Source organism: Myxococcales bacterium (assembly GCA_022563535.1).
Classification (GTDB): domain Bacteria; phylum Myxococcota_A; class UBA9160; order UBA9160; family UBA4427; genus DUBZ01.
This window is the reverse complement of the sequence record JADFNE010000002.1, coordinates 91,922-104,030: the sequence shown is the minus strand read 5'-3', so window position 1 is coordinate 104,030 and position 12,109 is coordinate 91,922. Positions and strand designations below refer to the sequence as shown.

The 12,109-nt window shown below is 57.9% G+C and carries 12 protein-coding genes; all 12 read left to right on the top strand.

What is annotated here, in order from left to right; translation table 11 throughout:
- The first annotated feature begins 168 nt into the window (after positions 1-168).
- The 12 genes from IH881_01235 to IH881_01180 all read left to right on the top strand — a co-directional run bounded on the left by IH881_01235 (position 169) and on the right by IH881_01180 (position 12,061).
- Positions 169-1,314, top strand: coding sequence for a response regulator (locus IH881_01235; GenBank protein MCH7866289.1), 1,146 nt, complete (start codon positions 169-171; stop codon positions 1,312-1,314).
- Between the two features lie 88 nt (positions 1,315-1,402).
- Positions 1,403-2,809 carry a sigma-54-dependent Fis family transcriptional regulator gene (locus IH881_01230; GenBank protein MCH7866288.1) on the top strand — a complete coding sequence of 469 codons (1,407 nt, stop codon included), beginning with the start codon at positions 1,403-1,405 and terminating at the stop codon, positions 2,807-2,809.
- 32 nt (positions 2,810-2,841) lie between these two features.
- The gene (locus tag IH881_01225) at positions 2,842-3,357 is read left to right on the top strand and encodes a flagellar basal body-associated FliL family protein (GenBank protein MCH7866287.1); all 516 of its coding nucleotides are present in this window, start codon (positions 2,842-2,844) and stop codon (positions 3,355-3,357) included.
- Positions 3,354-4,286, top strand: a complete 933-nt coding sequence (locus IH881_01220) for a FliM/FliN family flagellar motor switch protein (protein ID MCH7866286.1) — start codon at positions 3,354-3,356, stop codon at positions 4,284-4,286. Before IH881_01225 ends, IH881_01220 begins: the two co-directional genes overlap by 4 nt.
- Positions 4,287-4,304: 18 nt before the next feature.
- Positions 4,305-4,640 (top strand): flagellar motor switch protein FliN, encoded by a 336-nt coding sequence (gene fliN / locus IH881_01215; GenBank protein MCH7866285.1) that lies wholly within the window; start codon positions 4,305-4,307, stop codon positions 4,638-4,640.
- A 50-nt stretch (positions 4,641-4,690) separates the two neighbouring features.
- Positions 4,691-5,752, top strand: coding sequence for a flagellar type III secretion system pore protein FliP (gene fliP / locus IH881_01210; protein MCH7866284.1), 1,062 nt, complete (start codon positions 4,691-4,693; stop codon positions 5,750-5,752).
- Positions 5,753-5,761: 9 nt separating this feature from the next.
- Positions 5,762-6,025: a flagellar biosynthetic protein FliQ gene (locus IH881_01205; protein MCH7866283.1), complete on the top strand. Its 264-nt coding sequence runs from the start codon at positions 5,762-5,764 to the stop codon at positions 6,023-6,025.
- 5 nt (positions 6,026-6,030) lie between these two features.
- Positions 6,031-6,807, top strand: a complete 777-nt coding sequence (locus tag IH881_01200) for a flagellar biosynthetic protein FliR (protein MCH7866282.1) — start codon at positions 6,031-6,033, stop codon at positions 6,805-6,807.
- Positions 6,808-6,809: 2 nt separating this feature from the next.
- On the top strand, positions 6,810-7,892 hold the full coding sequence (flhB, locus tag IH881_01195; GenBank protein ID MCH7866281.1) for a flagellar biosynthesis protein FlhB: 1,083 nt from the start codon (positions 6,810-6,812) through the stop codon (positions 7,890-7,892).
- Positions 7,889-9,946, top strand: coding sequence for a flagellar biosynthesis protein FlhA (flhA, locus tag IH881_01190; GenBank protein MCH7866280.1), 2,058 nt, complete (start codon positions 7,889-7,891; stop codon positions 9,944-9,946). Before flhB ends, flhA begins: the two co-directional genes overlap by 4 nt.
- The gene (gene flhF / locus IH881_01185; protein ID MCH7866279.1) at positions 9,936-11,150 is read left to right on the top strand and encodes a flagellar biosynthesis protein FlhF; all 1,215 of its coding nucleotides are present in this window, start codon (positions 9,936-9,938) and stop codon (positions 11,148-11,150) included. Before flhA ends, flhF begins: the two co-directional genes overlap by 11 nt.
- Positions 11,147-12,061, top strand: a complete 915-nt coding sequence (locus tag IH881_01180; protein MCH7866278.1) for an AAA family ATPase — start codon at positions 11,147-11,149, stop codon at positions 12,059-12,061. Before flhF ends, IH881_01180 begins: the two co-directional genes overlap by 4 nt.
- Positions 12,062-12,109 lie beyond the last annotated feature (48 nt).

Here is a 12,109-nt window from a genome sequence, read left to right as displayed (position 1 = left end):
CATGTGATCGGTTCGAGGCGACCAAACATATCAAGAAGGAATGCCACTGGGCAAGATCTTCCCATCGCCAGGGGCAACGTTGCTCCCGGCTTGTCCAGCCAGATGCAGTCTCCGACTAAAGGTGTGCGCGGTCATCATCTGCCGAAGTCACATCGTCGGATCTTGATCGTGGGTGACTCTCCAGGATTGTGTGCCGCACTGGCACGCTCGTTGCGCCATCCTGCCCTTCGTGTTCGCATTGCGGAAACCGGTGCACTTGGTCTGGCGATGCTCCGCCGAGAAAAGATCGACTTCGTGATCGCCGAGCTCAATCTTTCTCCCGGAGGTGGAATTGGCTTTCTCGAGACGACCCGGCTCGAGTTTCCTGAGACAACCCGGGTCCTGATTACTGGCGAATGCGATATCGCGGTCATTCGCGATGCCATTAGAAGATCCGACGTCTCGTTCTTCCTGGGCAAACCTTGGGACGCACAGAGCCTGCGAGAACTCGTTCGCAACTTGTTGTTGGTTGAGTGGCCGACCCGAGCACAAGAACCGGCAATCGCGGCGGATTTTGAAGCGGAGTCTCGCGCAAATTCTGTGAGCGAAAGACTTTGGCCGGTCTCATCGCCGGACCTCGTCTGCGATTCTCTTGCGCGGACCCGTTCTCGCGCGGAAGCAAGCTTTGCACAGTGCGAAACCGAGGGGGAGCTAGCCGCTGTTCTGGGCCGTGCCTTTGCTCGATTCGTTCAGCCCCATCAGCTCTGGTGGTGGGACCAACATCAAGGGATCCTGAGTCGAATCGACGAACGCAGCTCCGCAGCTTTGAGCTTTGACCGCAGCCGGTTGGCCCCCAAGCTCAGTCGCGTTCTCGCTTCGATCAACGGAGCGTCGCGCCCGTTCGTGTTCGGGCTCAATCGGATGATGGCCAACGAGTCCGTATCCAGCCGAAGCATTCTCGCCATCCCAGTGGTTGCCGGAGATCAATGCCTGGCGAGTGTGTTGGTGGTGACCGGCCAGGCGCAGTCTGTCTCCGGATGGCCGCTCGACCTCGCCGAATGCCTGACGGATGCCCTCGGTCCGACGTTGCAGCGCATTCGTCAAACAGCATTGAAACGGGCCAAACGATGCGATCGAGATCGGCGGATCGCCGAACGCCTGAGAAAAACCGTCGCCGGAGTGAGTCGAGCATTGGCGAGTATCGAACCCCGTGGGCAAAACGATCGAAGCGACTGCGAAGCGGTTCAATTGATCCGCAGCGAAACGCTGCAGTTGAGCAACTTGGCAGAGGAACTCCAGGGAGTTGTCTCGAGCAAGGGCTGCGAAGCATCTTGATCTTGACGGGAGCAAGTCGAACACGGACGCAGTCGGAACGAGAGCGGGTTGCGGTCTCGAACCAGTGTGTCGGAGAGGAGTAGAAAGCGTGGCTAGGATTCTTGTTGTCGACGAACAGCCGAGTGTTTGTATGCAAGTTACCGAGATACTTCAAGAAGTGGGACACGAAGTCCACTCGGAGCACGCGGGGGAGGAAGCACTCCGTCTGTGTCGAGCGATCGAGTTCGATGTTGTCCTGGTCGACCTCCAACGTGAGGCGATGAAGAGCTTGGACTTGCTGAAGGTAATTAGACATGAGCAACCGGAAATATCGGTGGTCATCATGTCAGGAGTTGGAAGTATCGAGGCTGCAGTCGATGCAATGCGTCTGGGAGCCCAGGACTATCTCAGAAAGCCGATCAACCGCGAGCGTTTGATTGGAGTCGTGCAGATGTCGGTGAAGGAGAGGACGATCGAGCATCGCGGCGCGCTAGAAGAAAGTGACCCCCTCACCATTGCCGCCGAGTCGGGAATTATCGGACGCTCACGTGCAATTCGTGAGCTGATGGAGATGGTCCTGAAGATCGCCAGAACCGACAGCAGCGTGCTCATCACCGGAGAGACCGGGACAGGCAAGGAACTCGTCGGTCGCGCGATTCACCGTCTGAGTCCTCGGGTCGACAAGGTCTTTTCGGCGATCAACTCAGCGGCCTTTCCCGAGACCTTGCTCGAAAGTGAATTGTTCGGACATCGACGGGGGGCATTTACCGGCGCATCGAGCAACAAGAAGGGAATCTTCGAACACGCTCATGGCGGCACGGTATTTCTCGACGAAGTTGCCGACATGCCAGCACCCATGCAGGTCAAGCTTTTGCGATTCCTGCAAACCGGAGAAATTCGACCGGTTGGATCCGAGTGCACCCGTTTTGTCGACGTGCGGTTGGTCGCAGCATCGAATAAGCCGCTCGAAGAGGAAGTGGCGGCCGGGCGGTTTCGAGAGGATCTCTACTATCGGCTGGCGGTGATTCCCATCCACGTTCCAGCCCTGCGAGAACGGCTCGAGGACATCTCGGTGCTGTCGAAACACTTCATCAAGGGCTTCGCCAAGAAGCTCGGAAAGCGGATCACCGGTCTCGACCCCCGTGCCCTCGACGTGCTGATGACCCACGACTGGCCCGGAAATGTTCGACAGCTCGAAAACTCGATCGAGCGAGGTGCGGCGCTGTGTCGTGGTGAGCGCATCATGGTCGAGGATATGCCGATTCGCCTGCGCGAGGCGTCGCTGGTTCGCGAAGGGGAGACGATCCAGAGTCTTCAGGTGATGGAGCGAGCTCACATTCTTTCCACCCTCGAGCGCGTAGGATGGAACCGCAAGCAAGCCGCCGAACTCCTTCAGATCTCCACCACGACACTGTGGCGACGATTAAAGGAATTCGGCATTGAACAGCATCAGGTGGGAGACGGGGCACTGAAGGTCGTGTCGGGTCCTGGCCCACTTGTTGCCACCGATCGCTAGAGGTTCGGGCGTACTGAGCAAGGAGTTGGTCGATGGCCAAAGAAGAAGCAAATCAAGAAGAGGTGTCATCCAGTGGCGGGATCCCCTGGTTGCTGATCGCTGGTGCAGTCGTGTTGTCCCTCGCCGCAGGGGCGGGCGGAGCGTTCTTCATTCTGAGCGGACAATCGGCGCCGGCTCCAGTCGAAGATACGGAAGCGGCGGCTGCGGCCGCGGCTGAGCTGCGAGAAGCCGAGGGCGAAGGATTCAAGGAACGCCTTTACTCCCTCGAACCGTTCGTTGTGAACGTGACCGGAGATGGGTACAGCCGGTACCTCAAGGTGAAGGTCGAACTCGAAGCCGACAGCCCCGAACTCAAGACCGAGATCGACGCGCGTCTCTCCCAGGTTCGCGATGCCGTGATCGTGTTGTTGTCGAGCAAGAAGCTCTCAGATATCACCGATTTCGAAGGGAAGGCGTTGCTGAAACAGGACATTTTTGAACGGGTAAACGATGTCCTGGAAACCGGTAAATTGAAGTCAGTGCTGTTTACGGAATTCGTCGTGCAATGAAGAATACAGAATCCCAAGAGCCGGTACTCAGCCCGGAAGAACTCGAAGTTCTTCTCGAGCGCCTGTCCGAAAAGGGCGGTACTGCGAGCTGGTCTGGCCTGAGTCGGAAAGAAGTCGGAACCGAGGCGCGCCTGGTTTCGCATTCTCTTCAGCGAGCCTCAGAAGTATTTGCTGATCGCATTTCGCGGAGCATGTCGAACGTCTTTCAGACATCCATTCGCTTCACGTTGATTGACTGGCGTGACACTGAGCCGGAAGAATTCGAACAGCTCATGGTGCCTACCGATCGCGCTGTCGTGTTTGATCTGGTCCCCGGCGCCGGCCGCGGGATCCTGTTGATCGGAAGGACATTTCTATTTCATCTATTTTGCATCAATCTCGGAGCGAGTACGGGTTTGAAGAAGACTGCGCCTCCCGTGCGCGCCTACACATCCATCGAGCAGCGCTTCTATCGAAGTTTTTCCGAGGATCTACTGGAGCGGCTCGGTGAATGCTGGTCAGACGGGACAAAGATCGATCCCAAGATTACGGGTCTGATCGAGCGCAAGCACGTGCAAGAGGAGATCCCCGAAGATCTGTATCTCGCGACCTTCGACGTGAGTGGTTTCGGAGACGTCTGCCGAATGCGCGTCGCGGTTCCCAAGGCCGCGTTCGAGGATCGAATCGCTGCGGCCAGAGAGGTTGCATCACTGAGCGGTGCTCAAGTCGAAGAGACAGTTCTGGACATGGGGCTCGAGTTCCGCGCCGAGATAGGCTCGGTCCAGATGTCTCTCAGAGATTTTTCAAACATGTCCGTGGGCGACGTGATCCCCCTCGATCGCGTCGATGGAGACGAACTGCTCACGACTGTCGCTGGGATACCGAAGTTCCATGCGATTCGAGGAGCGGTGGGTCGGCGCCTGGCGGTTCAATTGACGGATCGAATTTGACGGAGATCGAGACGACTGATGGCGGGAAACGATGCGACTCAAGTACTACCGGATGTGAACGAGGCGACCGTCGCGGCTGACAAGGCCCAGGTTGGGGCGGGCCTGACCGTGGTGATGGATGTTCCGCTTCGTTTGAGTGTGGAGATCGGCAGCACTCAGCTACTCGTTCGCGAAATCTTGCAGCTGACCAAGGGATCGATCGTCGAACTCGACAGAATGAACGGCGAGCCGGCAGATATCTACGTCAACGAACGGCTCGTCGCGCGAGGGGAAGTGACGGTGGTCGAAGATAGATTGGCCGTGAAGGTCGTCGAGGTGGTCTCAACTGAATCCCTTGCCGGTCGAACGCGCTAATAGACGCCTATGGGTGATGGTACATCGTCCGAGAGGCCAGGAGACAATTCGTGTGGGAGACGGCGTCAGCGCTGAGTGTCGTCCTCGGCTTCATCGTTCTCGTTGCTGCTCTCGTTCGTGGACTGGGGTTCGCGAATAGAAACTCTGGTTCCCGGTCAATGCGAATTGTCGATACGATTTCACTCGGTGGGCGGCAAAAACTCCACGTGGTCGAAGTGAAGGGCGAGAGCCTGCTGATCGGTTCGACTGACAACAGCGTAAATCTGCTCCGGGAATTGTCCGAGACCGACGAAGTCGAGTTGGTCGAGGAAGATGAGCGTCCGCCCCAGGACATCCCGTGGACTGACCGGCTGCGCGACGTGGCGAGAGCCACGTTTGTATTCTTGCTGTTGTATTCCCTGAGTCCCGGAAGTGCAGCGGCAGATATTCTCGAGCTGGGTCCAGCCCAATTGACGTTGGTCCTGGATGACGCCACGACCCCTGCACGGATCTCCTCGACGCTTCAGATCGTCGCTCTCCTGACATTGATCTCCGTCGCGCCGTCAATGATCTTGATGATGACCTGTTACGCACGTGTCCTGATCGTGCTTACGCTGCTTCGCCAGGCGATGGGCACCCATCAACTTCCGCCGCGGCAAGTTTTGGTCTCCCTTGCACTGTTCACGACGTTCTACGTGATGGCACCCGTGGGCGAAGAGATCTACGAGAACGCCCTGGTTCCGTACACAGCCGAGGAAATTGACGTGGCAGAGGCGGCCACCCGGGCGGCCCTGCCGGTACGCGAATACTTGTTGTCCCATACCCGCCAAAAGGACCTTGCGCTCTTCTATGACCTGTCGGATCTGGAACCCCCGGAAAGCCGGGAAGAAGTTGGATTCCGCATGCTCTTGCCCGCGTACTTGATCAGCGAAATTCGCACGGCATTCGAAATTGGATTCATGATCTATCTCCCATTCTTGATCATCGACATTCTCGTCGCCTCGATGCTTATATCGATGGGCATGATGGTATTGCCTCCGATGATGATTTCATTGCCTTTCAAACTCATGCTGTTTGTGCTTCTGGATGGGTGGAATTTGTTGATCAGGGCCCTGGTTACAGGGCTTCAGTAGGGAGACCCCGTGACGATCGAGGAAGTCAGTTCGCTGCTGAGGATGACCCTTTACACCACCCTGGTGGTGTCGTCACCAATTCTGGGCGTGGCGCTCGTGGTCGGTCTATCCGTCTCGATCATTCAATCGGCGACGCAGATCAATGAGCAGACGCTGACGATGGTGCCCAAAATTGCATGCGTGTTCGGCATGTTTGCCCTGTTGTTTCCGTGGATCATGAGAACCATCATCGACTTCGCGACACAAGTGCTCGTCATGGTCGCGGCGAAATAAGATCCATGAATTGGGACTTCGCTATCGATCCCATTGTCTATGTTCTGCTCGCGAGTGTGCGTCTGCTCGCCATGTTGCAGACCGCTCCAGTTTTTCGCGAAGAAGGGGTTCCGCGTCGGGTGCGTACCGCCCTCGCGCTCATCATTGCCTACACGCTGGCCCCGGTTCCCGGGGACACGGTCGATTGGAAGACATGGGGAGGAGCCGACCTCCTACTCGTGGTCTTTGTCGAGATCACGATCGGCCTGCTGATCGGTCTGGCGGCCAACCTCGTGTTCGTCGGTTTTTCGATGATGGGAGACTTCATTTCTACCCAGGGAGGGCTTTCCGCGTCTCGCGTTCTCGACCCTTCATCTGGCGTGAGTTCGACCGCATTGGCTCGGACGTTCAATGGCTTTGGCATGTTGGTGTTCCTCGCAATCGATGGCCATCACGAATTGATCAAGGTTGTGGCGATCACTTTCAACGAGATTCCCATGGGCCTCGGTGTGCCGGACATCGGTAGTTACCTGGCCTTGGTGCACTCGGGGTCGGTGATGTTCGAGACTGCGGTGCGCCTTGCGGCACCCATTACCGTGGCGATTTTCATTCAAAACGTCGCGACGGGGGTACTTTCGAAGAGCTTGCAGCAACTCAATCTGATGGTGGTTCAGCTGCCGGCTCATATTGGGATCCTTCTCGTCATCCTTGGATTCGGTGCGGGTGACTTCATCAATGCGATACAGAATATGCTCGAGGCGTCCCTCGGTCGCGTCATGGCCGTCGTGCTCGGGGCAGCCTAAAAATGGCCGACGAAGAAAAGACAGAGGCGGCCACACCGCGAAAATTAGAGAAAGCTCGTGAGAAGGGCGACGTTCCCCAGAGCCAGGATGTTCCCATTCTGCTGCTCCTGATCGTGGCGTTTATCGCGCTGGTCTCTCCGCTGGGGGAGAACATCGCAGTGATGTGGGCGCAACTCGCTCGCGACGCCTGGGGTGGCAGGTTGATTCTGCCCGATACCGTCGGGGATCTCACCGTGTTGATCCAATACAGCGCCAGCGAGATTGCGCGCGTACTGCTGCCGTTCGGGCTTCTCTTCGTGTTGATTTCCTGCGTATCGCTCTGGGCTCAGGTCGGCTTTTTGTTCACTACCGAAAAGTTGCGCTTCAAACTCACGAACCTCAACGTGGCCAAGGGGCTAAAACGACTGTTCGGGCTAGATCGTTTCTACAAGTTGTTGAAGTCCATCGTCAAGCTCTCCGTCTATTCGGTGATCGTTTACTCCCTCGTGGCGCCCGACTTTGAACAGATCATGTCACTGCTCGACGCGGGTGTGATTGCAACCCTGTTGCATGCTGGCGACCTGCTCAAAAGAGTCATGATTTACATTCTCCTGGTGAGCGTGATCTTCGCGGCGATTGATTTGATGTGGGTGCGATATCGCTACACGAAAAAAATGAAGATGACCAAGCAGGAAGTGCGGGACGAGATCAAGCAACGCCAAGGTGATCCGAAGGTTCGTGCCCAGATCCGCAAGAAGCAACTCGCGATGGCGGGCTCGCGCATGCTCGAAGCTGTTTCAAAGGCAGACGTCGTCGTGACCAATCCCACGCACTACGCGGTCGCGATTCAGTATCGACCCCCTGAAATCACTACGCCCAGGGTTGTTGCGAAAGGGCGCAACAAGCTCGCACTCAAGATCAAAGAAGAAGCGCGTCGCTCTGGAGTGCCCATCGTCGAGAATCCGCCCACGGCACAGTTGCTCTACAAGCTCGTCGCCGTAGACCAGGAGATCCCCGAGAATCTCTACAAGGCTGTTGCGGAGTTGCTCGCATACATATTCCGACTGGATCCGGGTAGTCGTCGCGGCTGGAAGCAGGCGTCATGACCCTGAGAATGGACCAAGTCCTGCTCGCGGTCGGGGCCCTTGGCATATTGTGCCTGTTGGTTGTTCCGCTGCCCGGACCGCTGCTCGATTTTCTGCTCTCGCTTTCGATCTCGGTCAGCCTGCTGGTTCTACTGCTCGCACTCTTTGCGGAGAAGCCCCTCGAATTCTCGGTCTTTCCCACACTCCTGTTGATCCTCACGCTCACGCGTCTGGGTCTCAACGTGGGAACCACTCGATTGATTCTGTTGCACGGTAACGAAGGGACCGCGGCCGCGGGAAAATTGATAGAGGCTTTTGGCGCGTTCACCGTTGGTGGAAGCTACGTCGTCGGGATCGTGATCTTCCTGCTCTTTGTCATCATCAACATGATGGTGATCACCAAGGGATCGGGCCGCATCGCTGAAGTGGCGGCGCGGTTCACCTTGGACGCCATGCCGGGCAAGCAGATGGCCATCGATGCCGATCTGAGCCAGGGGGTCATCGACGACGAAGAAGCTCTGCACCGCCGGAAGACGATCCAACAAGAGGCGGATTTCTACGGCGCGATGGATGGTGCCAGCAAGTTCGTCAAGGGGGATGCGACCGCCGGAATCGTGATCATGCTGATCAATGTGGTGGGCGGCCTCGCAATCGGGGTCTTCCAACACGGGATGGCTGTGAGCGAAGCCGCCGAGACTTATACCATTCTCACAGTTGGGGACGGACTGGTGAGTCAGATCCCGTCACTGATCGTCTCGACGGCGGCCGGTTTGATCGTCAGTCGCGCGGGAGAATCTGCTCCCCTTGCGAGCGAGTTGAAGAAACAGATCTTTGGACAGGCGAACGCGATGATCGTGGCCTCAGGAATGCTCGCGGTCATCGCTGTGGCCCCCGGGCTTCCCTTTGTTCCCTTTGCGTTGCTTTCCGCTGGAGCCTTTGCTCTCTCGCGGACCGGAGCCGAGCAGGAACAGAAGCGAAGGGAAGAGGAAGTCGAGGAACCCGAGGTCGAGAGCGAGGAGGAGCAAATTGCTGGCGCTCTGGCCCTCGACGATCTCGAACTCGAAATAGGTTACGGCCTGATTCCCCTGGTGGACCCCGAGAAGCAGGGCGAGCTGCTCGGGCGTATTCGCGCGACGCGACGTCAGCTCGCAACCGAGTTGGGCTTCGTCGTTCCGCTGATCCACATCCGCGACAACCTGCAGTTGGAGCCCGGTGGCTACGAAATCTTGATCAAGGGCAATGGCATTGCCACGGGCGAGATTCCGCCAGGACATTGTCTGGCCATTTCGCCGGGGGAGGGCGCCGACGCGATTCCGGGAATCTCTACGGTGGATCCTGCGTTTGGCCTGCCGGCGAGATGGGTGCGTGAACGCGACATGGATCGAGCAACGGCGGCCGGATACGCGGTCGTCGACGCATCGACTGCACTGGCCACGCATCTTGCCGAAGTCATCCGACAACATGCGGTCGAACTCTTGTCGAGGAGAAGGGTTCGCGAACTGCTCGATCAATTCTCCAAAGGTTCTCCCACCGCGGTGGATGAGATCGTTCCCGGTACTGTCTCGATTTCAATGTTGCATCGCACCATGCGCAACCTTCTCGCCGAGCGAGTCTCGATTCGAGACCTCGGAACCATTCTCGATACTCTTGCGGAGTACGCGCCCAAGATTCAGGACCCCGATCTACTGACCGATCTGGTACGAGAACGGTTGGGACGGACGATTACCGGACCCTATGTTGGCGACGACGGCGCGCTTCGAGTAATCACCTTGTCGCCCGAACTCGAAGAGAAATTGCGCACGGGCGTGCAACGCACCGAGAGTGGTTCATTTCTGGCAGTCGATCCGGAGACCTTGGATCAGCTAGTCCATGGCGTCGAGGATGCGGTCAAGGAAGGGGACTATCAGGCGGGAGGTCGAGTGCCGGTATTGCTGGCCGCTCAGGCTGTGCGATCGAGTCTCTACCAGGTGATCAGCCGAGTGGTGCCACGTCTCGCAGTTCTCGCCCATAGTGAAGTACCGGCGGGGCTTCAGATCATCGCCGAATCCGTTGTGAGGGAAGCCGATGCACGTTAGACGATTCGAAGCGAGCACGACGGCGGAAGCCGTGCGACAAATTCGAGAAGAGTTGGGAGACGATGCGCTGATTCTCTCGGTGCGAAAGATACGACGCGACCACGGCATGTTCGGACTGTTCAGCAAAGCTGCGGTGGAGGTTACCGCTTCGGTAGACCGGCAAGTGCGAAGGGGCGAGCCCGCTTACAACAGCTCCTCCGTAATCGATGCGCAAGCGGAGGACGGTTCGAACATCAAATTGCCCGGTAGCGATTCGCTCCTGACTCGTGCAGCGTTGGCTCCGCTCGAGTCGGAGCTGAAGCTCTTGCGCGCCGAACTCCGGACACTTCACGCCGGTCATGCAGAAGACGATGGTGCGGTTCGCGACGAACTCGAAGCGCTGAGGCGAATGCTTGCCGAGAACGGGGGATGGGGCGCTTCCGGTGCAAGATCCGGTGTTCCGGGTTTTGCGGGGGCGTTGGGAAGAAGCGGGTTGTCGATGCGCCACCTCGAGCGCATCGCTGCGACGGCCAAGGAGCTTGCGACCGAAGGGCAGACCTCCCTCGAGCTCGCCTATCGCGAAGCTCTGGCGGCCCGCATCGAAGAGCGCATCGTGATCCCACGATCCGATCGGCCCGAGCGAGTCGAACTGTTCGTTGGGGCACCCGGCGTCGGAAAGACGACGACCCTGGCAAAGATTGCCGCCCAGGAAGACGAACGCGATGATCGCGTGTCGCTGATGACTACCGATACGTTTCGCATCGGCGCAGAAGAACAGTTGAGAACCTACGCCGATTTGCTTCAGGTTTCTTTCGCGACCGCAGTCTCTCCGCGAGCAGTGGGAGACTGTGTGAAGCAATGGGGAAATCGTCGGATCCTGATCGATTCCGCCGGGCGAGGTCGCTCGGATCGCGCGGCGATGGGCGAACTACTCGAAATTCGCCGGACCCTGGGTTCCCAAGCGATGGTTCACCTCGTTCTCTCCGCCGAAACGAAGGAAGCCGACCTGCGCGAACAGGTGCGACGCTACGCACCATTGCATCCCGACTCGATCATCGTGACCCGAATGGATGAAAGTGATCACTGGGCGGACGTGGCCAACGTTCTCCTTGACGAGACGACTCCACCGCTGATGTGGCTCGGAACCGGTCAACGCGTACCCGAAGATTTGATGTTGCCCGACTCACGAGATCTCGCCGAACAACTTCTCGAGGAAGCCGCATGAGCCTGCCCGATCTCGCATCCATCCGTTGGGAGAGTCCTCCCGTTGATCAAGCTGCGAGCTTGCGTCAGCGACCGCGTGCCGAGGGCCCCCTGGATCGTATGACCGCTGTAGTCAGCGGGAAGGGCGGCGTGGGCAAGACAATCATCGTGGCCAATCTCGCGGTGGCCGCCGCCGGGTTGGGAGCTCGGGTTCTAGTCGTGGACGGCGACATGGGACTATCAAATTTGGATCTCTTGATGGGACTGTCCCCCAAACTGAATGTCGTCGATGTTTTGACAGGGCGATGTTCGCTCGGCCAAGCCCTGGTCAAGGGACCCAAGGGCATCGAACTCTTGCCAGCGGGATCCGGTCGTCACGATCTTACGGTCTTCGAAGAGGGTGGGACCGAGCGGCTGATGCAGTTGATCGCGGGGGTTGCAAGGGACTATGACCTGATTCTGGTGGATGCTGGCGCCGGGATCGGAAGAGTCGTGGTCGAGCTCGCACTGGCCTCTTCTCGCGTACTGCTCGTCGCGGTGCCCGAGCCCACGAGCTATGCGGACGCCTACGCTACTTGCAAGACCCTCTGGAACGCCAATCCGCACCTCAAAATCGAAACACTGATCAACTGCAGTGAGAATGTCCAGGAAGGCAGACGTGTACATGCTCACCTTGAAATGATGTGCGATCGCTTTTTGAACAAGCAGTTGAATCTACGAGGGATTCTGCCCCGCGACCGACGCTTGCGAGAAGCGGTCGTCAATCAGAGAGTCGTGGTGGAAGCATTTCCAAATGCAAACATCGCCAAGTGCTTTGCCGATCTTGCTCAGCAGTTTCTTTCGCCGGTCGTTAGCGAGAACTCGATCCGAGACGGCATCAATTTCTTCCCCCTGGATGAAACAAGGAAAGGAGACGCACTGGGGAACCTCTGACGAATGATCGCCAGAAGCTTTCCCGTCGCGAATCAAACTCAGGACGGG

Excerpts from the sequence above, each read along its gene's own strand:
- IH881_01225 (MCH7866287.1), top strand. The coding sequence starts at position 2,842 with ATGGCCAAAGAAGAAGCAAATCAAGAAGAGGTGTCATCCAGTGGCGGG.
- fliN (MCH7866285.1), top strand. The coding sequence starts at position 4,305 with ATGGCGGGAAACGATGCGACTCAAGTACTACCGGATGTGAACGAGGCG.
- IH881_01180 (MCH7866278.1), top strand. The coding sequence starts at position 11,147 with ATGAGCCTGCCCGATCTCGCATCCATCCGTTGGGAGAGTCCTCCCGTT.
- flhB (MCH7866281.1), top strand. The coding sequence starts at position 6,810 with ATGGCCGACGAAGAAAAGACAGAGGCGGCCACACCGCGAAAATTAGAG.
- flhA (MCH7866280.1), top strand. The coding sequence starts at position 7,889 with ATGACCCTGAGAATGGACCAAGTCCTGCTCGCGGTCGGGGCCCTTGGC.
- IH881_01200 (MCH7866282.1), top strand. The coding sequence starts at position 6,031 with ATGAATTGGGACTTCGCTATCGATCCCATTGTCTATGTTCTGCTCGCG.
- flhF (MCH7866279.1), top strand. The coding sequence starts at position 9,936 with ATGCACGTTAGACGATTCGAAGCGAGCACGACGGCGGAAGCCGTGCGA.
- IH881_01220 (MCH7866286.1), top strand. The coding sequence starts at position 3,354 with ATGAAGAATACAGAATCCCAAGAGCCGGTACTCAGCCCGGAAGAACTC.